20 protein-coding genes are annotated in these 19,721 nt (G+C 65.2%); 11 read left to right on the forward strand and 9 right to left on the reverse strand.

From position 1 onward, the window contains the following. Window positions 1–348 carry a DMT family protein gene (locus AC3XQU_RS03135; protein ID WP_489872660.1) on the forward strand — a complete coding sequence of 116 codons (348 nt, stop codon included), beginning with the start codon at window positions 1–3 and terminating at the stop codon, window positions 346–348. Window positions 349–373: 25 nt separating this feature from the next. Here AC3XQU_RS03135 and AC3XQU_RS03140 read toward each other — a convergent pair whose 3' ends face one another. From AC3XQU_RS03140 to nhaA, 3 genes are read right to left on the reverse strand one after another with little or no spacing between them, the layout of a single operon-like run. After that, entirely contained in the window at window positions 374–1,075 is a 702-nt protein-coding gene (locus tag AC3XQU_RS03140; protein WP_489872661.1) for a potassium channel family protein, read from the reverse strand. Then, window positions 1,065–2,393 (reverse strand): TrkH family potassium uptake protein, encoded by a 1,329-nt coding sequence (locus AC3XQU_RS03145; protein WP_489872662.1) that lies wholly within the window; start codon window positions 2,391–2,393, stop codon window positions 1,065–1,067. The genes AC3XQU_RS03140 and AC3XQU_RS03145 overlap by 11 nt, the downstream gene beginning before the upstream one ends. Beyond that, window positions 2,390–3,619, reverse strand: a complete 1,230-nt coding sequence (gene nhaA / locus AC3XQU_RS03150) for a Na+/H+ antiporter NhaA (RefSeq protein ID WP_489872663.1) — start codon at window positions 3,617–3,619, stop codon at window positions 2,390–2,392. Before nhaA ends, AC3XQU_RS03145 begins: the two co-directional genes overlap by 4 nt. A gap of 386 nt (window positions 3,620–4,005) precedes the next feature. On the opposite strand from nhaA, the gene panB reads away from it, so the two are divergent. The 3 genes from panB to AC3XQU_RS03165 are packed head-to-tail and all read left to right on the forward strand — an operon-like array spanning window position 4,006 to window position 6,123. After that, window positions 4,006–4,854: a 3-methyl-2-oxobutanoate hydroxymethyltransferase gene (gene panB / locus AC3XQU_RS03155; RefSeq protein ID WP_489872664.1), complete on the forward strand. Its 849-nt coding sequence runs from the start codon at window positions 4,006–4,008 to the stop codon at window positions 4,852–4,854. A 10-nt stretch (window positions 4,855–4,864) separates the two neighbouring features. Next, window positions 4,865–5,380 (forward strand): RNA 2',3'-cyclic phosphodiesterase, encoded by a 516-nt coding sequence (gene thpR / locus AC3XQU_RS03160; protein ID WP_489872665.1) that lies wholly within the window; start codon window positions 4,865–4,867, stop codon window positions 5,378–5,380. Next, window positions 5,377–6,123, forward strand: a complete 747-nt coding sequence (locus AC3XQU_RS03165) for an SDR family oxidoreductase (RefSeq protein ID WP_489872666.1) — start codon at window positions 5,377–5,379, stop codon at window positions 6,121–6,123. The genes thpR and AC3XQU_RS03165 overlap by 4 nt, the downstream gene beginning before the upstream one ends. Window positions 6,124–6,140: 17 nt before the next feature. Here the strand turns inward: AC3XQU_RS03165 and AC3XQU_RS03170 are convergent, their stop codons facing one another. Next, a complete protein-coding gene (locus AC3XQU_RS03170) occupies window positions 6,141–6,836 on the reverse strand; it encodes a hypothetical protein (protein WP_489872667.1) in 696 nt (231 codons plus the stop codon). A gap of 202 nt (window positions 6,837–7,038) precedes the next feature. Between AC3XQU_RS03170 and AC3XQU_RS03175 the strand changes: the two genes are divergently transcribed. The 3 genes from AC3XQU_RS03175 to AC3XQU_RS03185 all read left to right on the forward strand — a co-directional run bounded on the left by AC3XQU_RS03175 (window position 7,039) and on the right by AC3XQU_RS03185 (window position 10,572). Beyond that, the gene (locus AC3XQU_RS03175; protein WP_489872668.1) at window positions 7,039–9,213 is read left to right on the forward strand and encodes a metallophosphoesterase; all 2,175 of its coding nucleotides are present in this window, start codon (window positions 7,039–7,041) and stop codon (window positions 9,211–9,213) included. Window positions 9,214–9,288: 75 nt separating this feature from the next. After that, on the forward strand, window positions 9,289–9,534 hold the full coding sequence (locus tag AC3XQU_RS03180) for a hypothetical protein (protein WP_489872669.1): 246 nt from the start codon (window positions 9,289–9,291) through the stop codon (window positions 9,532–9,534). 132 nt (window positions 9,535–9,666) lie between these two features. Beyond that, complete coding sequence (locus AC3XQU_RS03185; RefSeq protein ID WP_489872670.1) at window positions 9,667–10,572, forward strand: LysR family transcriptional regulator; 906 nt, start codon at window positions 9,667–9,669, stop codon at window positions 10,570–10,572. Between the two features lie 102 nt (window positions 10,573–10,674). On the opposite strand, the gene AC3XQU_RS03190 is transcribed toward AC3XQU_RS03185, so the two are convergent. From AC3XQU_RS03190 to AC3XQU_RS03205, 4 genes are all read right to left on the reverse strand, one after another. Further along, the gene (locus tag AC3XQU_RS03190) at window positions 10,675–11,343 is read right to left on the reverse strand and encodes a glutathione S-transferase family protein (RefSeq protein WP_489872671.1); all 669 of its coding nucleotides are present in this window, start codon (window positions 11,341–11,343) and stop codon (window positions 10,675–10,677) included. Window positions 11,344–11,384: 41 nt separating this feature from the next. Next, window positions 11,385–11,726, reverse strand: coding sequence for an SDR family oxidoreductase (locus tag AC3XQU_RS03195; protein ID WP_489872672.1), 342 nt, complete (start codon window positions 11,724–11,726; stop codon window positions 11,385–11,387). Window positions 11,727–12,086: 360 nt separating this feature from the next. Further along, window positions 12,087–12,461: a hypothetical protein gene (locus AC3XQU_RS03200; protein ID WP_489872673.1), complete on the reverse strand. Its 375-nt coding sequence runs from the start codon at window positions 12,459–12,461 to the stop codon at window positions 12,087–12,089. A gap of 117 nt (window positions 12,462–12,578) precedes the next feature. Further along, window positions 12,579–13,724 (reverse strand): MFS transporter, encoded by a 1,146-nt coding sequence (locus AC3XQU_RS03205; protein WP_489872674.1) that lies wholly within the window; start codon window positions 13,722–13,724, stop codon window positions 12,579–12,581. 261 nt (window positions 13,725–13,985) lie between these two features. On the opposite strand from AC3XQU_RS03205, the gene AC3XQU_RS03210 reads away from it, so the two are divergent. The 3 genes from AC3XQU_RS03210 to AC3XQU_RS03220 are packed head-to-tail and all read left to right on the forward strand — an operon-like array spanning window position 13,986 to window position 16,493. Next, the gene (locus AC3XQU_RS03210; RefSeq protein WP_489872675.1) at window positions 13,986–15,062 is read left to right on the forward strand and encodes a sensor histidine kinase; all 1,077 of its coding nucleotides are present in this window, start codon (window positions 13,986–13,988) and stop codon (window positions 15,060–15,062) included. Beyond that, entirely contained in the window at window positions 15,059–15,808 is a 750-nt protein-coding gene (locus AC3XQU_RS03215) for a LytR/AlgR family response regulator transcription factor (protein ID WP_489872676.1), read from the forward strand. Before AC3XQU_RS03210 ends, AC3XQU_RS03215 begins: the two co-directional genes overlap by 4 nt. A 49-nt stretch (window positions 15,809–15,857) precedes the next feature. After that, complete coding sequence (locus tag AC3XQU_RS03220) at window positions 15,858–16,493, forward strand: Vat family streptogramin A O-acetyltransferase (RefSeq protein ID WP_489872677.1); 636 nt, start codon at window positions 15,858–15,860, stop codon at window positions 16,491–16,493. 18 nt (window positions 16,494–16,511) lie between these two features. Here the strand turns inward: AC3XQU_RS03220 and AC3XQU_RS03225 are convergent, their stop codons facing one another. Beyond that, window positions 16,512–18,014, reverse strand: coding sequence for an aldehyde dehydrogenase (locus AC3XQU_RS03225; protein WP_489872678.1), 1,503 nt, complete (start codon window positions 18,012–18,014; stop codon window positions 16,512–16,514). A gap of 129 nt (window positions 18,015–18,143) precedes the next feature. Here AC3XQU_RS03225 and AC3XQU_RS03230 point away from each other — a divergent pair, with 129 nt between their 5' ends. Continuing rightward, window positions 18,144–19,607 (forward strand): high affinity choline transporter 1, encoded by a 1,464-nt coding sequence (locus tag AC3XQU_RS03230; RefSeq protein WP_489872679.1) that lies wholly within the window; start codon window positions 18,144–18,146, stop codon window positions 19,605–19,607. Window positions 19,608–19,721: the final 114 nt, after the last annotated feature.

Here is a 19,721-nt window from a genome sequence, read left to right on the forward strand (position 1 = left end):
ATGCAGCTGCCCATCTGGTTCCAGACCGCGGGTCTCCTGGTACTGTCGAACGTCTTCATGACCTTCGCCTGGTACGGCCACCTGAAAAGCCTGAACCACCGCGCCTGGTATGTCGCGGCCCTCATCAGCTGGGGCATCGCGCTGTTCGAATACCTGCTGCAAGTGCCCGCCAACCGCATCGGCCACACCCAGTTCAGCCTGGCCCAGCTGAAGATCATGCAGGAAGCGATCACGCTGAGCGTGTTCGTGCCCTTCGCGATGTTCTACATGAACCAGCCTTTCAAGCTCGATTACGTGTGGGCGGCGCTGTGCCTGGTGGGCGCGGTGTACTTCATTTTCCGTTCCTGAACGATCCGCGCCGCGGGCGGCCGTCTTACCTGCCCTTGCGCTTGCCCGAAGCGAATTCCTCGATCTTCCTGGTCGGCCCCGAGACGATCAGGAGATCCGCGGGACGGATGAAGGTGTCGGGCATCGCATGCTGGAAATCCTCGTTGGCGCGCTTGACGCCGACGATCGTGACGCCGAAACGCGAGCGCACATGGGCGTCGGCAAGGGTCTTGTCGTGGGTTTCGGCCGGCGCATGGATTTTCGCGATCGCGAAGCCGTCCTCGAATTCGATGAAGTCGATCATCCGCCCCGTGATCAGGTGGGCCACGCGCTCGCCCATGTGCGCCTCGGGATAGATGATGTGGTGGGCGCCGATGCGCTGGGCGATCTGCCCGTGTTCGGGCGACATGGCCTTGACCCAGATATCCTTGATGCCCAGTTCCGTGAGCACCATCAGCGTCATCAGGCTGGCGGCCAGGTCGGAACCGATGGCGACGATCGCGTGCGAGAAGTCGGCCACGCCGAGCTGCAGCATGACGTTCTCGTTGGTCGAATCGGCCTGCATGGCGTGGGTCAGGCGGTCGCCCCAGACCTGCACCAGGTCTTCCTTGCGGTCGATGCCCATGACGTCGTGGCCGAGGCGCACCAGCGATTGGGCCACGGCGCCGCCGAAGCGCCCCAGGCCGATGACCACCACGCTGTCGCTGCTGGAAAACGCGAACTGCTCTGTGAAAATTCTACCCAACAATTGGATGCTCCTCAGGATAACGGTAAGGCATGCGCCGCTCGCCCATGACCAGCGAGGTGGCCAGCGTGATCGTCCCTATCCTGCCGAACAACATCAGCAGCAGCAGGACCAGTTGCCCGGCGACCGGCAGCTGCGCGGTGATGCCGGTCGACAGGCCGGCCGTGCTGAAGGCGGCGATCACTTCGAAGATGACCTGGTCGGTCGGAAAATCGGTCAGGTGCAGCAGCGCCAGGGTGCCGAGCACCACCAGCATGCTGCCGATTACGAGCACGGTGATGGCCTGGCGCTGGGCCGGCGCGCCGACGCGCCGCCCGAACGCCTCGGTGTCGTTGCGCCCCCGCAGTTCGGCCAGCACCAGCAGGAACAGGACGGCGACGGTGGCCACCTTGACGCCGCCGGCGGTGCTGGCACTGCCGCCGCCGATGAACATGAGCAGGTAGTGCAGCGCCCAGGTTTCCTGCGTCAAGGCGGCGATGTCGACCGTATTGAAGCCCGAGGTGCGGGCGGCAGCCGACATGAACAGCGCATTGAGCATCTTCTCGCCGAGCGCCATCGGCCCCAGCGTGCGCGCATTGTTCCATTCCAGCAGCAGGATCAGGACGAAGCCGGCCAGCAGCAGCACCAGCGTGGCGGCCAGCGTGAGCTTGGTGTGCAGCGACCAGTGGCGTGGATCGTTCAGCCGCTGGCGCAGGTCGTGCATGACGGGAAAGCCGATGCCGCCGAGCAGGAAGCCGAACAGGATAGGCAGCAGGATGAAGGCATCGGCGGCATAGCGCGTCAGGCTGTCGGCATGGATCGAAAAGCCGGCGTTGTTGAAGGCGGATACCGCATGGAACAGCCCCGACCAAGCCGCCTCGCGCCAGCCGAGTCCGTGCTCCAGGTGCAGGCGCAGCATCAGGACCAGCGCGATGACGCACTGGCATGCCAGCGTCATGGCCAGCACCACCCTGGCCACGCTGCGCACGTCGCCCAGCGCCAGCGAGCGCGTTTCGGTCTGCGTCATCAGGCGCGTGCGCAGGCGCGGCGAGCGGTTCACCATCAGGCCCAGCAAGGTGGCCGCCGTCATCATCCCGAAGCCGCCCAGCTGGAACAGCACCATGATGGTCGCCTGGCCGAAGGTCGACCAGTAGGTGCCGGTATCGACCGTCACCAGGCCGGTAACGCAGACCGCCGACACCGAGGTAAAGAAGGCCACCATCAACGGCGCGTCGCTGCCGTCGGCGCGCGCCAGCGGCAGCTGCAGCAGCGCGGTGCCGATCAGGATCACCACCAGGAAGCTCAGGCTCACGGCCCGAGCGGGATGCAGGATCGTCTTCACTGGCTGCGCGGCGGCCGGCGCAGCGGCGCGTCGTCGAAGTCCATGGTGCCGGGGTCCGGATCCGACGCCAGCGGCGCACCCAGGAACTTGAGCCAGGCGAAGCCGGCCAGGCCCGCCACCAGCGAGCCCATCAAGATCGCCATCTTCGACGCATTGATCACCTCCGCCTGCCCCGTATAGGCCAGGTTGGTGATGAAGATCGACATGGTGAACCCGATGCCGCCGAGCAGGCCCGCCCCCAGCACGTGCCGCCACGCGAGGTCGAGCGGCAGCCGGCACACGCCCAGCAGCACGGCGCCGTAGCTGAACAGGAAAATCCCGACGGGCTTGCCCACCACCAGTCCGAGCAGGATGCCCAGGCTGTTGGCCGACACCAGCTCGCCGGCCCAGCCGGCACCGATCACGATACCGGTATTGGCCAGGGCGAACACCGGCAGGATCAGGAAGGCAACCGGCTTGTGCAGCATGTGCTCGAGCCGGTGCGAAGGCGAGGCCGCATCGTCCTCGCGGCTGGAATACGGAATCGCAAAGGCCAGCAGCACCCCGGCGATGGTGGCGTGGACCCCGGACTTGAGCATCAGGAACCACATCAGCGCGCCGCCCAGCAGATACGGCCACAGCGCCATGATGCGCAGCACGCGGTTGGCGGCCAGCAGCGCGGCGAAGACGGCGAAGGCGCCGGCCAGGTAGAGGAAGGACAGCTCGGCCGTGTAGAACACCGCGATCACGACGATCGCGCCCAGGTCGTCCATCACCGCCAGCGCCGTCAGGAAGACCTTCAGCGAGGCCGGCACCCGGCTGCCGAGCAGGGCCAGCACGCCGAGCGCGAACGCGATGTCGGTCGCCATCGGGATGCCGATGCCAGCCTGGGTCGGGGTGCCGCCATTGAGCAGGAAATGAATCAGGGCGGGCACGGCGATGCCGCCGGCGGCCGCCAGGATCGGCAGCATGGCGTTGCGCAGGTCGGACAGCTCGCCGTTCTGCAGTTCGCGCTCGAGCTCGAGCCCGATCAGCAGGAAGAACACGGCCATCAGCGCATCGTTAACCCAATGCTCGATCGACAGGCCGGCCACGTACTGGCGCCAGAACCCGAGGTAGCCCTCTCCCAGCGCCGAATTGGCGACCAGCAGCGACACCAAAGTGCAGGCGATCAGCACGATGCCGCCGGCCTTGCCCGATTCGGTGAACTGCTTGAAGGTCGTCGACAGTCGTCTTTCAATGCGCACTGGTGGTCTCCGGTTGCGTCAGGTAGTTGGCCGAGGAGCCTGCCATGCTTGGTAAAACATGCAAGCGCGGGCGCGTGCCTGCGGCAGGGTCGTGGGGCGTACGCGCGTCGGCGTCAAGGCAGGGAAGAAAGAAGACGGCTGGCTGGAGCGGCAGGAATCGGAGGATCATCGGCGATGGACGTGACGGTAAGCGCGTGGCGGCCCGACCATCGCGAATCCTGTCGTTTCTGTGAGAAACGATCACCCTCGATCTCATTATACTGACTCTGTTGTCGCTTCACCATCCTGTTGGCGCTGCCGGCTTTCCGCCCGGCGTGTAAGCTGCACGTTTGCCGCCGCCGCATTACACTACGCAATTGTCGAACGACCGTCTTAAAAGGAATTCCATGAGCGCTTACCTGCAGGGCCAGGACCCGGCCGCCAACGACGCACCGAAACGCCAGCGCAAGGCCGTCACCGCGCCCTCGCTGCTGGCCATGCGCGCGGCCGGCGACAAGATCGCGATGCTGACCGCCTACGACGCCAGCTTCGCCTCGCTGATGGACCGCTGCGCGGTCGACGTGCTCCTGATCGGCGATTCGCTCGGCATGGTCTGCGCCGGCTACGACTCGACCCTGCCGGTGACGGTGGCGGACGTCGCTTACCACACCGCCTCGGTCGCACGCGGCAACAAGCTGGCCCTGGTGCTGGCCGATATGCCCTTCGGCAGCTACACCACGCCCGTGGAAGCCTACAACAATGCGGTGACCTTGATGCGCGCCGGCGCCCAGATGGTCAAGATCGAAGGCGGCGCCTGGCTGGCCGAGACCGTGCGCTTCCTGGTCGAGCGCGGCGTCCCGGTGTGCGCCCACATCGGCCTGACACCGCAGTTCGTGCACGCCTTCGGCGGCTTCAAGGTGCAGGGCAAGACCGACGCCGCGGCCGAGCAGCTCAAGGCCGACGGCCTGGCGCTGCAGGCGGCGGGCGCCTCCATGGTGGTGCTGGAAGCCATTCCCGCGGCGCTGGGCAAGGACGTGACCGAACTGCTGGCCATCCCGACCATCGGCATCGGCGCCGGTCCGGACTGCTCCGGCCAGGTGCTGGTGATGCACGACCTGCTGGGCGTCTTCCCCGGCCACAAGGCGCGCTTCGTGAAGAACTTCATGGAAGGACAGGCCAGCATCGACGCCGCCGTCACGGCGTATGTGACGGCAGTGAAGGATGGCAGCTTCCCGGCGCCGGAACATTGCTTCTGAGATGACGCAGATGGACAGGCAGCCTACCAATCGCCTGTTCCTGGCCCTCTGGCCTGACCCGGCGATGCGCCACCTCCTGAAGGAGCGGCGCGACGCCTGGGGATGGCCGAAGGGCGCCACGCCGGTCGCGGCCGACAAGCTGCACGTCACCCTGCACTTCCTCGGCAGCCAGCCAAGCGAACGGCTGCCGGCATTGCTCGACGGTTTCGATGTGCCCGTCGAGCCGTTTTCGCTCGAACTCGATACGGCCGCCCTGTGGCATAGCGGGATCGCGGTGCTCGAACCCGACACCACGCCGCCGCAACTGCAGGCGCTGCATGCGCGCCTGTCCAACGCCCTCGTGGCGCTCGGCTTGTGCCCCGAGGCGCGCCCCTACCGTCCGCACGTGACCATGGCGCGCCGCGCCACCGGGGCGGCCCTGCCTGCCGGCTTGCCGCCGGTGTGCTGGGACGTGCGCGGGTATGCGCTGGTCGAATCGAAGAACGGCGTGTACACGGTCCTGCGTCACTACGGCGAGGCCGCATGAACAAAACCATCCTCATCACCGGCGGTGGACGCGGGATCGGCGCGGCCTGCGCGCTCCTGGCCGCCCAACGCGGCTACCAGGTCTGCATCAACTATCGATCCGATGCGGCCGCCGCCGCGGCGGTCGTCGATACGATACACAGCCAGGGGGGCGTGGCCTATGCGATCCAGGCCGATGTCGCCGACGAAGCACAGGTGGAACGCATGTTCGCGTCGATCGACGAGCGCTTCGGGCGCCTGGACGCCCTGGTCAACAATGCCGGCGTGCTGTCCCAGCAGATGCGCGTCGACCAGATGGACGCCGCGCGGATTCATCGCATCATGGCCACGAATGTCGTGGGCGCCCTCCTCTGCGCGCGCGAGGCGGTGCGGCGCATGTCGACCCGGCATGGCGGCCTTGGGGGCGGAATCGTCAACGTCTCGTCGCGTGCAGCCGTGCTGGGTGCGGCGGGCGAGTACGTGGATTATGCGGCGTCGAAGGCGGCGCTGGATGCGCTGACGATCGGCCTGTCCAAAGAGGTGGCATCGGAGGGCATCCGCGTGAATGGCGTACGCCCCGGGCTCATCGAAACGGAGATGCATGCCAGCGGCGGCGAACCCGGACGCGTCGCGCGCCTGGCTTCCTCGGTGCCGATGGGGCGCGGAGGACTCCCCATTGAAGTCGCCCAGGCCGTGTTGTGGCTGCTCTCAAGCGAGGCGTCGTACACGACCGGCAGCTTCATCGACGTGTCGGGCGGACGCTAAACGAATCTGGTCTACGCTCAGGGCGATTGATGCAGCAGGACGCCGCCCAGCGACCGGGCCTCGGGCGCATAGGCCTGCATGCCCCAGCCTGCGCCGGCCACGACAAGCGTGGTCAGGACGAAAGGAATGATCGTGCGCTTGACCGCCGCGACCATCCAGTGCCGGGGATCGAGCACCCGCAGCCGCCGGTACAGGCCCGCCGCCAGCAAGCCATCGACCAGGATCTCGGCAAAGAGGATAGGCGCCGACCAGATCACGAATAGCGACGATAGCGCGATGCCGAGGGCAAGCAGGACCACGACTAGCGGGATCGCGGCCTCGTCGGCCTCGCCAATGACACTGAGCGGTTTCTCGACGACCGTGTCGATGGCGCTGTCGCCCGTGCCGGCATCGAAGTTGGCGCTGGCGCCGCCGCCGTCGAATGTGCCGCCACCGCCGGTAAAGTCAGTGGCCGCATCCGTCCCGGGCCCGCCCCCCGAGTCCGTAGGCACGAGGTCGATGTAATCGGCTGCGCTCGTGCGCAACCACAGCCAGAGCAGCAGCAGGAACACGATATAGGCCACGCCCATCGCGAGCAGGTAGCGCAGCGCCATCGTGTCGATCCCGGCGGCGAGCATGGCCACCGAGGCGCCGAAGCCGGCCAGGCCGGTGAGGGACACGAGGATGAACATCTGGATGCGGGGGAAGCTGTCGCGCAGCAGGCGGGCGCGCATGTTGTGCACTGCGCTGGCGCGCGTGAGTGGGCGGGGGTCGGGCGGTCGCGCCATGAATACCTTTCGAGCCAATAGCCGGGAATGCAGGGCGATTCTCGCACGACGGGCCGGGGCGCGCCATGCGGGATGCATGGCGTTTCGTGTAACGTGCAGGTCATCCTGGCCGAATAGGATGCATGCATGTTCAGCACCGGAGTCTTGCATGCCCCGCCTCGTTCGCCTTCCATTCCTTTCGTTTGCCGGCGCAGCCGCACTGGCGCTGTCCGGCTGCGGCAGCAGCAACGACGCACCGCCTCCCGTACAGACGGCGCCGGTCGCGCCGCCGCCGGTCGCAGCCGCCAATACCAGCGTCGCCTTCATGTCGGACGTGCACTTCCATGACGTGTACGGCGACTTCAAGAGCAGCCAGTTTGCCGGCATTCCCACCAAGGATGGCAAGAACGCAACCATCCGCACCATGTATGCGCAGCTGACCTCCACGCGCCTGTTCAACGAAAACTACTTCGCTTTCCGCGCGGCCCTAGACGACGCCTATGCCAAGGGCATCCGCCAAGTGGCCTTCCCCGGCGATTATTCGGACGACGCCCAGCCGATGAACATCGACGGCATCGCCGCAGTGCTCAAGGAATACCAGGCCAAAGGCATGCGCTTCTTCTTGGCGCCGGGCAACCATGATCCGAACGAACCCTTCGACGACCCGGAAGCGGGCAAGAACGACTTCCTGACCAAGGAGGGCAAGGAGCAGAAGGTGTACGCGAGGTCGAACGCGGCCTGCGTGGCCAAGGACCCGACGGTGGTCTGCACCGACCAGCTCATGGAGCAAGGCTATGACAAGCTGATGGCCAAGCTGGGCGAATTCGGCTTCACCCCGAACAAGGCCGACATCCTGTGGGAGACCCCGTTCAGCAAATACAGCGGCAACAAGTACAGCTACGAGGAAGCGCTGGCCCAGTCCGCGGTGAAGAACCGCGAGTTCGAGATTTGCGCTGAAGGCTCGGGCGGCGCGTTCAAAGCCGCTGGCGAAGCCAAGCTGGGCAAGCCCTACACGCGCTGCGCCAGCATGATCGACAGCAGCTACCTGGTCGAGCCGGTCAAGGGCCTGTGGCTGTTGTCGATCGACGCCAACGTGTTCGTCCCGAACGCCAAATTCGATCCGGCCAATCCAAAGAAATTCAGCGGCTACGACGGCGCCGGCAACGCCGGCTGGAACAAGGTGCTGACCCACAAGCTGCACCTGGTCGAATGGGTCAAGGCCGTCACCGCGCGCGCCAAGGCCGAGGGCAAGCAGCTGATGGCCTTCTCGCACTATCCGACCATGGACTTCTACGCCAACCAGACCGAGGCCATGAAAGCGGCCTTCAAGCCGGGCGCCTTCCAGACCGCGCGCGTGCCCGATTCGGCCACCGCCGCGGGCGTGGCCGCCACCGGTCTGCGCCTGCACGTGGGCGGCCACATGCACTTCAATGGCACCAACGACTACGCCGACGCCGGCGGCAACTACCTGGTCAACGTGCAATCGCCTTCGCTGGCGGTCTATGGGGCGGCCTACAAGATCCTGACCTACAAGGACCTCGACAACGTCGACGTGCAGACCGTGGCGCTGAACTCCGTATCGCGCTTCAACGAGCTGTTCCCCCATTACCAGGTGGAGAACACCTACCTGCAGGCTAGCACCCTGCCTGCCGACGTGGCCAAGCGCTGGGACCGCACAATCCTCGATACCCGCTCGTACGGGGAGTACACGCGCACCTATTTCGGCGAACTGTCGCGCTTGCGCTTCATGGACGAGTACTGGCCATGCGAAATGAAAGAAGCGGCCATGAAGCTCGACGGCAGGCAGATGCTGATCCTGTCGCAGCTGCAAACCCCGGTCACGCTGGCCCAGCTCAAGGACAACCCGGCGGTGCTGCCGCTGACCGCCGCATGCGCCGCGACGGTGGCGCCGTCCGGCCAGGCCGCCAGCGCCGCGCGCTTGAACACCGACTGGCTGGACGCGACCGCCCGCGCCGAGAAGCTCGCTTCGGCCGCCGGCCTGAAGCTGGACGACTTCGCCAAGATCACGCCCTACGAGTTCTACGGCGACTTCCACCGCACCGTGTATGCAGGTGAACTGGCCTTGCGCGACATGGGCCAGGAGCGCGTCAGCCAGTACAAGGTACTGATGGCAGCCTTCCCCGCGACACCGGCGCCAGTGCTGCGGGTGGGCGACAAGGTCTCGGACCAGAACCCGGTGCAGGTGCCGTTCCAGCACCAGTTCAAGCAGGTGTTCGCCATCTTCAAGGGCCTGGGTTCGGCCAAGCCGAGCGACCGCTTCACGGTCGACCTCAAGGGCAAGAAGATCAACAACGCCAATAGCGCGGGCCTGAGCTTCAACTAAGGCAAGGGCGGCCGGCATGCCCGGCCGCCTGCTGCATGCGCCGGCAAGCGCAATTCATCATCGAAGGAAGCAATCATGACGATGGTCTCCACCGAGCGCCGCAGCCACCGCGCGCGCTCATCCCAGGCCCGAACCTCCGTCGATATCGACAAGCTGGTACGGCAAGCCGTCCTGCTCCAGTCCTCGGTAGGCACGCGGGGCGCCGTCGAATACCTGAAGAACAACCGGATCGGCGGCGATGTGATCAAGCGGGTGCTGTCGGGCGGGGCGATCCGGCACGAAGACCATGCGTCGCGCGACCTGCCCAGTGCCTGGGAGTGAGTAGCGGCAGACCTGCCGCCCTCACGTAACGCGACCGACATGGCCGGGGGACCATCCGCCATTCCCGGGTTGACCTGTTTGCAGCACCACCCTATGCTGCATGCTCTTCATGGATGTCTATACCGGGTAACGATGGACTTGATCAATACGATGCAGTCGTTCGTGCGTGTCTACGAGACGCGCTCGTTCAGTGCTGCCGCCAAGGACCTGGATGTGAGGCAGCCTTCGGTCTCGAAAGCGGTTGCACAACTCGAGCAGGAACTGGGCGTACAGCTTTTCCTGCGTTCGACCCGCGGCCTGGCGCCCACGGACGCCGGCCAGGTATTCTACGAGCATGCCCTTCGCACGCTCGAAGAAGCGGACCTGGCGCTGCAAAGCGTTAAAGGCGCGAATGCCCCGCTGACGGGCAGGCTTCGTGTCAGCGGCACCATCACCTTCATGCGGCAGCACATCATACCGAAACTGCCGCTGTTCATGGAGCGACATCCGCGGCTGTCGATCGACCTCCTTCTCGACGATGGGAACGTCGGTCTTGTGGAAGAAGGTGCGGAGGTCGCCTTACGAATGGGGAAGCTCGCGAGCTCCAGTCTCACGGCTCGCAAGATAGGTCAATGCCGCCGGATCGTCGTCGCGACGCCGGATTACCTGGCACAACGTGGCGCACCCGAAGCGCCGGCCGACCTTGTCGGGCACGATGCCATCGTTCTCTCGCGTGGGGAGGGCGGCGACCACATCACGTTTTCCAGGGATGGCGTGTCGACCGAGGTCGTGCTTCAGTCACGGCTGAGGATCAGTGCATTGGAAGGGGTTCGTGCGGCGGTGCTGGCCGGCCTGGGGGTGGCTGTTGCGACGGAATGGATTTTCGAGGACGAACTTGCCAACGGAGCGGTGGCCGAGGTCTTGGCCGACTGGCGCATGCCGCACCTTGACTTGTGGGCCGTGCTCCCCGGAGGGGGACGCAATGCAAGCCCACAAGCCCTGGCGTTCATCGCATTCGTCGAGGAACAGCTCGGCACCAGCAGATACGGCGTGCGCTGAAGCTGCATTGAGGACTGGGCCCTGCCGTCCGCGCGGCTGGCAAAGCCAGGCCGCAGGGCAAGACATGCAAGGCCCGGATGTTGTTCCTTGGAGCCCAATGCATCAGAAGCTGATGCCGAGCGAACCCATGAAGCTGTCCATACGCTCGTCGAGGTCACGCTTTGTTTGCGCCCACGCCGGCACCGTTTCCAGGAGCCGTTGCTGCCACGCCCACAGGTTTGGATACTCGGCAAAAGGGGCCTTAGTCCGGAACACCTGGGAGAACGGCGCCGCGATATCGATGTCAGCCAGGCTCAGCGCGTCGCCGACCATGAATCGCCGGTTTGCAAGATGCGCGTCCAGGACCGCCGCGCCCGCCCGGATATGCTTGAGCGAGAGATCGACGATCGACGCATTCTCGCTTTGTCCCATTGCCCGGCCGGCCACCCGCTCGTTGAACAGGTGTACGCCGAAGATACGCCACTGTTCGCCGGACCAGAACATCCACTGCAAGATTTGGTAACGTTCGCTCTCGCTCTTGCCTAGCAGCGGCGAGTTTGCTTTCTCAGCCAGGTAGATATTGATTGCGGATGATTCCCAGAGAGTCGTGTCACCATCTTGCATGACTGGCGTCAGCCCGTGGGGATTGAGCTTCAGGAACTCGGGTGTGTGGCTTTCACCTTTGAAGAGATCCACATTGATATGCTCGAACTCGATGCCCATGATGCTTGCGGCAGCCGCGACGCGACGATAGCTGCCTGAGCCCAGGTCGCCGTAGATAAGAATGCTCATATTTGTTTCCAATAGAAAGTGGGTGGTAGTTCGAGAAATCGTCAAACTCGTGTCACGCCGCCGTCGGCGACCAGGTTCATACCTGTGGAGAAACTGCTCTCGTCCGATGCCAGGAACAGGGCGGCGCTGGTCATCTCGTCGGCGTTGCCGATGCGGCCGAGCGGCGTGATGCCTGCGTACTCCGCCCTCGCGTCATTCGCTTCTTCCTTTGTCCTGAACTGGCTGTCGATGATCGGCGTGTCGATTGCACCCGGCGACAAGGTATTCACGCGAATGCCAATGTGGGTACCTGTCGAAGAGTGAATGCGTGCCACGGCTCGCGGCACAGGACACACGATATCCGTGCGCCCGTCTTGGTAGAAGACGGGGGCAAGGCATGACACTTATTCGATCGGAGAATAGGGGCGCCGACTCGCTGCGCAGGCGGCAGGTGGTCCCCCACTGAAAAGTTTATTCACTGTTCGGTTTGTTTGTTATTGCCTTGACTGGAAGGGAGCGCGGCTCGTTACACGGGTGCCCGACGCCGATATCCTCGTCAACAATGTAGGGACTGCGTATCTTCGGAAGTACACAGGAATCGCGGATATCGCGAGCATTCCCGACGAAGACCGCTTTGGCTTGTTTCGTCTCGCGATTGAATTTACTCGACGTGATTGGCTGAGTGCTGTCGTTTGCAACTGGATGCTCTCGACTCAATGCGTACCTATTGTAATGTTCGCTTTCGACCCATACCGGTCGTTGCATCAGACCGGATATGAGAAAGTCGTCACCTGGATAAACGGTTGAACTTGGAGACGAAATCCATACGGAGGGGCGTCGACGTGGTCGTAACGTTCGCCGAATGATTTCGCAGCAGAGAACTCGATAGATGTACCTTGGCTGTCCCGTACTACACGTGCGCCCGGACACTCAAGCAAGTTGAGGCGCACTAATGGCTCCGTTATCCCCTCGCAGCGCAGCAGTAGCTCTACGTCACCATCGAAAGGCCAGATCGTCAGCTCAAGAGAAACGAGTTGTCTTGAGGAAAGATATCGATAGGAAATGCCGTATTCCTCTTCCACAGGCACTACCTCAAGCGCCTCTAAAAAATCGAGCGGCTCCCACGAAAAGTTCGGCATAGTTCCTTATCTCATGTATTCGCAACTACGGCTTTTGGCCGATTGCAGACCGTAATCGAAAGCCCTGTGTACAAGCGACACTGCCTTCAACACTAGCTAAAAAACGTCAGCGCACGATCAAGCCTGCCGCGTGATAATCCCTGCACTCAGCGCAATCACCAACCCTGACAGCGACAAAATCCCTAGCGCGACCATGATGCTGGCCTGCGCCGCGATATACCCCAGCACCGGCGGCGCCAGCAGCAGCCCGCCATATCCCAGCGTCGCCACCGCCGCCACGCCCGCCCCCGCGCTCATGCCCGGGATGCGCGAAGCCGCGCCGAACAGCAGCGGCACCACGTTGGCAGCCCCGATCCCGATCAGCGCAAAGCCGGCCGCCGACAACATGAAGTGCGTGCTCAGCACAGCAGTGGCCAGCCCCGCGAACATCGCCAGCCCGCCCAGCACCATCACGCGCATGGCGCCGAAGCGCAGGATCAGGCGGTCGCCGGCAAAGCGGCAGGCCGCCATTGCGATCGAGAAGGCCGAATAGGCCAGCGCCGCCGTCGCGGGGTCGGCCGCGGTGCGTTCCTGCATCAAGAGCGCGCTCCAGTCGACCAGCGCGCCTTCCACCGCGAAGCACAGCAGCGCCAGCAAGCCGAGGCTGAGCGCCGCGCCGCGCGGCAGCTGGAAATGGCTGCTCGCTTCATGACTCGGTGCGAAGGCCATCACGCGCGGGGCGGCCAGGGCCAGCGCAACAGCCGTCACGACGGCCATCGCGAACGCGCCCTGCCCGTCGCCCCAGCCCTGGCCGATCATCACGCCGCCCAGCGCCGCGCCCAGCAGGCCGCCGAGGCTGAAGAAACCGTGGAAGGACGACATGGTCGGCACGCCGCGCGCGGTCTCGACCTCGCTGGCATTCGCGTTCATGGCCACGTCCAGCGCGCCGTTGCTCACGCCGAAGGCAAAAGCGGCCACGAACAGCAGGCGCAGGTCGGTCACGCCCATGACCACGGCGAGCGTCGCCGCGAAGGCAAAGCCGCCCAGCAGCGTCATGCGGCGCGTGCCCCAGCGTGCGGTGAAGCCGCCCATCAAGGGCATGGCCAGCAAGGCGCCCGCCGCGATGGTGAGCAAGACCATGCTCAGGGTCGCGGTGTCGATGCCGGTGCGTGCCTGCACCACCGGCACGTGGGCGGCCCAGAGGCCGATGCCGGCGCCGTTGAACAGGAAGACGGTCGAGATGGCCCAGCGTGCGGGCGAGAGGGAAGCGGAAAGCGGGGTCATGGAGGGTGTCGATGGCGGCGGCTGCCGCAGCCGGAATGTTGTCCTGTCGAGTCTGCACGACTTTACGCAAACGGGCGCCAACTTGCAAATCCACGCCCGGCCTTGAAAAGCCATGCAGGACAGGTAAGGATGGCAGGCCCTGCCGGGACTTGCTACACTCGGCCGTGCGTTTGATTCCCGGGCATGCGCAATCCGCGTCGTTTTCTTGCAATCCGTCGCACGGCGTGCCGCACGCCCTCGAAGCCGCGCCATACTAGCCCCATGAAACCGACCACCTTCTTCGCGCGCATCCCGCTCATGTGGCGCACCTACATCGCCGGCTGGAGCCTGTACGGCGTCATCGTCGGCTTCGTGCTGCAGGCCGACACGCTCGACCAGGGCGTGCGCTGGCTGGACCTGCTGCAGGGCGTCTACGGCACCATCCCCGCCGCCGGGCTGCTGGCGCTGGTATGGCCGCTTACCGGCCGGCTCGAAGCACGCGCGGTGGGAGGCTTCGCCCTGGTCGCCGTCCACGCCTGCGCGGCGCTGTGCTTTGCCATCGGCTCGCACCTGCTGACGCTGGCGATGCTGGGCGCGGTCACGCGCTCGATCCAGTGGCATGCCTGGCCCTTCATGTACAGCCTGATGAGCTACGCCCTGGTGGCCGGGATCTTCCACACGGTCCGCGCCGGCATGGCTGCCCAGCAGCAGGCGCTGGCCGCGCAGCAGGCGCGCACCCTGCTCGTCGCCTCGGAACTGAGCGCCCTGCGCAACAAGCTCAATCCGCACTTCCTGTTCAACACCCTGCACTCGATCATCGCGCTCACCCAGCGCAACCCGGCCGCCGCCGAGACGGCGTTGTTCCAGTTCTCCGACATGCTGCGCTATGTGCTCGACACGGAGCGCAGCGGCAGCGACCGCGTCACGCTCGACGCGGAAATCGGTTTCGTGCGCGACTACCTCGAGCTGGAGCAGCTGCGCCTGGGCGAACGCCTGCACGTGGAATGGGACCTCGACGAGGACGCGGGCGACCATCCGCTACCCGCGCTGTCGCTGCAGCCGCTGGTGGAGAACAGCATCAAGCATGCATTCAATCCGCACAGCCGACCCGGCATCCTGCAGATCCGCACCCGGCGCGATGCTGCCAGCGGCGCATTGACCATGACGGTGCGCGACACCGGTCCCGGCGCCGATCCGGCAGCGGTCGCAGCCTCGAACGGCCTGGGCCTGCGCACCGTCGAGCGGCGCCTGCAGCTCGACTACGGCAGCCGCGCCCTGCTGCGCGTGCAGTGCGCACCGGGCGCGGGCTTTTGCGTCGCCGTCACCATTCCGGCCGTGCGCCAGGAGAGCTACGCATGACGCTTAAAACCGCCTTCTTCGCCGAAGACGAGCCGCTGGCGCGCGACGTGCTGCGCGACGCCATCTATGCCCACCAGTCGTTGCGCCTGGTGGGGGAAGCCTCCGACGGCGCGACTGCACTGGAGCGTATCGGGCGCCTGCGTCCGGACGTCGTGTTCATGGATATCCAGATGCCCGAGATGACCGGGCTGGAAGTGCTGCGCCGCCTGGATTACCTGCCGCAGATCGTGTTCACGACGGCCTACGACCAGTATGCGGTCACCGCCTTCGAGCTCAATGCGGTGGACTACCTGCTCAAGCCCTTCACGCAGGCACGCTTCGCGGAAGCCGTGGCGCGGCTGCTGGAAGGCGCGCAGCACGAGCGTGCATCGCTCGACAGCGCGCTGGTCCAGGCAAGCAGCCCGGCCGCCGCCCCGGCGCGGCTGGAACGCATCCTCGTGCGCGACCGCGGCCGCATCTTTCCGCTGGCCGCGGGCGACATCGAGTACATGAAGGCCGATTCCAAATACACCGTGATCGCGGCGCGCGGCCAGCACTTTTTGGTCCGCATCGGTATCTCGGAACTCGAAGCCCAGCTCGATCCGGCGCGCTTCGTACGCATCCACCGCTCGGCACTGGTCAATCTCGACTTCGTGGAATCGATGCGGGCCGACGACCAGTCGCAGCTGCAGATCCACATGCGCGACGGCACGGTGCTGGGGGCGAACCGGGATGCATCGCGCATCCTGCGGGACATGGCGGTGTAAGCGGCATCGCGCCATGCAGGCTACTTTTTTGAACACGACTGAACAACCCATGCATCCAGACCCTGACACCCCCTATCCGATGCCAGGCTTCCCGCAAGTCTGCTTTTTAAAGAACCTGATCACGCGCCCGAACATCGAGGTCGGCGACTTCACCTATTACGACGACCCGGACGGCGCCCAGAACTTCGAGAACAACGTCCTCTACCATTTCCCCTTCATCGGCGACCATCTGCGCATCGGTAAATTCTGCGCGATCGCGCGCGGCGTGAAGTTCATCATGAATGGCGCCAACCACCAGATGGACGGGATCTCGACCTATCCCTTCTTCATCTTCGGCAATGGCTGGGAAGGCGCACGCCCGAGCGAAGGGGAGCTGCCGTACAAGGGCGATACCATCATCGGCAACGACGTCTGGATCGGCTTCGACGCCTTGATCATGCCGGGCGTGCGCATCGGCGACGGCGCCATCGTCGCGGCGCGCTCGGTCGTGACGGGCGACGTGCCGGCCTATGCGATCGTGGGCGGGAACCCGGCGAAAGTCGTGCGCCCGCGCTTCGACGCCGACCACGCACGCCGGCTGGTGGCGCTGGCCTGGTGGGACCGCCCGCTGGACTGGATCACCCGGCACCTCGACCTGATCCGCGGCGGCGACATCGACGCGCTCGAACACGCCGCGCGCAACTAAGACGGCCCGGGACGGCGTTCAGCCGACCCGGATCCAGGTCGTCTTCAGCTCGGTGTACTTGTCGAAGGCATGCAGCGACTTGTCGCGCCCATTGCCCGACTGTTTATAACCGCCGAAAGGCACGGTGATGTCGTCGCTGTCGTACTGGTTCACGTGCACGGTGCCGGCGCGCAGGGCGCGCGAGGCGCGGATTGCACGGCTCATGTCGGCCGTCCACACGCCGGCCGCCAGGCCATAGGGCGTGGCGTTGGCCTGGCGCACCGCTTCGTCCAGGTCGGTGAAGGACAGCACCGACAGCACCGGCCCGAAGATCTCTTCGCGCGCGATGCGCATGCCGGCGTCGACGCCGTCGAACAGGGTCGGCTCGATGAACAGGCCGCCGCTGTCCTGCCGCACCGCCTTGCCGCCCGCGAGCAGGCGCGCCCCGCCCTGCTTGCCCTCCTCGATATAGCCGAGCACCGTCTTCATCTGGATCGGGTCGACAATCGCGCCCATCACGGTTGCCGCATCGAGCGGGTCGCCCGGCGCGTAGCGCGGCATCAGCGCCAACGCTTTTTCCAGGAACGCATCCTTGATCGAGGCTTCCACGAACAGGCGCGAGGGCGCATTGCAGCTTTCTCCCTGGTTGAAATAGATCGAGCCGATCGCGGCCTCCACCGCAGCGTCCAGGTCCGGGCAGTCGGCGCAGACGATATTGGCCGACTTGCCGCCCAATTCGGTCCAGGCGCGCTTCAGGTTCGACTGGCCGGCCATCTGCAGGATCTGCTTGCCCACGCGGGTGGACCCGGTAAAGCCGATGCAGTCGACGTCCATGTGCAGGGCCAGCGCGCTGCCCACTTCGTTGCCGTAACCGGGCAGCACGTTGAACACGCCGGGCGGCACGCCCGCTTCCAGCGCCAGCTCGGCCAGGCGCAGGGAGGTGAGCGGCGCTTTTTCGGAAGGCTTGAGGATGACGCTGTTGCCGGCGGCGAGCGCCGGGGCGATCTTCCAGGACGCCATCAGCATCGGGTAGTTCCACGGGATGACGGCGGCGACCACGCCGACCGGCTCGCGCGTAATCAGGGCCAGGCTGTCTTCGGCGGTGGGGGCGACCTGGTCGTAGATCTTGTCGATGGCCTCGCCGTACCAGCGGATGCAGTTCTGCGCCTGCTGCACGTCCACGGCGAGGCTGTAGCGGATCGGCTTGCCCATGTCGAGGGTTTCCAGCAGCGCCAGCTCGTCGCGGTTTGCAAGCATCAGGTCGGCGAAGCGGATCAGGACGCGCTTGCGCTTGGCGGGCGGCATGCCGGCCCAGCGCCGGTCTTCAAAAGCGGCGCGGGCGCTCAGCACGGCGGCGTCGGCGTCGGCTTCATCGCAGCGCGCGACCTCGGCCAGCTTGCGGCCGTCGACCGGCGAAAGGCAGTCGAAGCGGGCGCCGCTGCGGGCCTCGACCCGGAAGCCGTCGATGAAGGCGCGGCCGTCGATGGCCAGGCTGGCGGCACGCTCGTGCCAGGAGGGGGTAGAGGTGCTGCGATCCGACATGTCCGTTTCCTTCCCTGTTGAACAACACTCGATCGGTAAATACTAGCAAACTTGATCCTGCGGCCAGATTCTGCCTTTATAATCGCGGATTTTCCGCGCGAACATTTTTCTCTTCGGAGCTCCCACAGCATGAACACCACCTTGATCGTTTTCGTCGCCCTCTACCTGATCGGCACGCTGGGCATCGGTGTGTGGGCGGGCACGCGGATCAAGAATACCAGCGACTTCGCCGTGGCCGGCCGCAGCCTGCCCCTGATCATGGTGATCACGACCACCTTCGCCACCTGGTTCGGCGCCGAGACCGTGATGGGCATCCCGGCCAAGTTCGTGCAGGGCGGCCTGAATGCCGTGATCGAAGACCCGTTCGGGGCCGGCATGTGCCTGATCCTGGTCGGCCTGTTCTTCGCGGCCAAGCTGTACAAACTCAACCTGCTGACCATCGGCGACTATTACCGCCAGCGCTACGGCAAGGGCATCGAGATTTTCTGCTCGGTGGCGATCATCCTGAGCTACCTGGGCTGGGTGGCGGCGCAGATCACCGCGCTGGGCCTGGTGTTCACGGTGCTGACGGGTGGCGCGATGTCGCCCGCGATGGGCATGTTCGTCGGGACCATGGCGGTGCTGATCTACGTGGTGGTGGGCGGCTTCCTGGCCGTGGCGATCACCGACTTCATCCAGATGATCGTGCTGGTGGTGGGCATGAGCATCATCGCCGTCTTCGCGGCGGATCTCGCCGGCGGCACCGACAAGGTGCTGGCGATGGCCCAGCAGGCCGATTTGTGGCGCCTGCTGCCCGAGCCGAGCTTCACCGACATCATGTTCTTCATCGGCGCGGCCGTCACCATGATGTTCGGCTCGATCCCGCAGCAGGACGTGTTCCAGCGCGTGATGTCGGCCAAGGACGCACCGACCGCCCGCACCGGCGCCGTGATCGGCGGCGCCAGCTACATCCTGTTCGCCTTCGTGCCGATGTTCATCGTGGCCGCGGCCGTGGTGGTGATGGGCGATTCCGCCATGGACATCGCCAGGAACGACTACCAGCGCCTGCTGCCGACCTTCATCATGACCAAGATGCCGCTGGTGATGCAGATCCTGTTTTTCGGCGCCCTGCTCTCGGCCATCAAGAGCACCTCGTCGGCCACGCTGCTGGCCCCATCGACCAGCTTTGTCGAGAACATCCTGCTCAACCTGCGTCCCGGCCTGAAGGACAAGCAGAAGCTGCTGGCCATGCGCATCACGATCGTGGTGTTCGCGGCCATGGTGCTGCTGTATGCGATCGCGATGCAAGGCACCTCGATCTACGAACTGGTCTCGAGCGCCTACCAGGTGACGCTCGTGGGCGCCTTCGTGCCGCTGGTGATGGGGCTGTACTGGAAGCGCGCGACCACGCAAGGCGCGATCCTGTCGATCGGCGCGGGCATCCTCGTGTGGCTGCTGTTCTTCCCGCAGTTCACGACCTGGGGCGAGCATTTCCCGGGGCAGCTGGCGGGGCTGGTGGCGGCGTTCATCGGGATGTTCGTGGGCTCGCTGGCGCCACAGGTGTTCAAGAATGGCGGGGAGCCGGCCAAGCATATCGTGACGGGTGCGGTTTAAACGAAGCGCCGCAGTTCAAGCGCAATGTGAACGCGTGGGCAGGGTAATTTCGGGCAGTGCCCGGAATGACGCCCACCCTACGAGTTGCCGCAATTCGTAGGGTGGGCAAGTCTC

It is taken from the genome of Telluria sp. AZSoR62 (assembly GCF_058111565.1).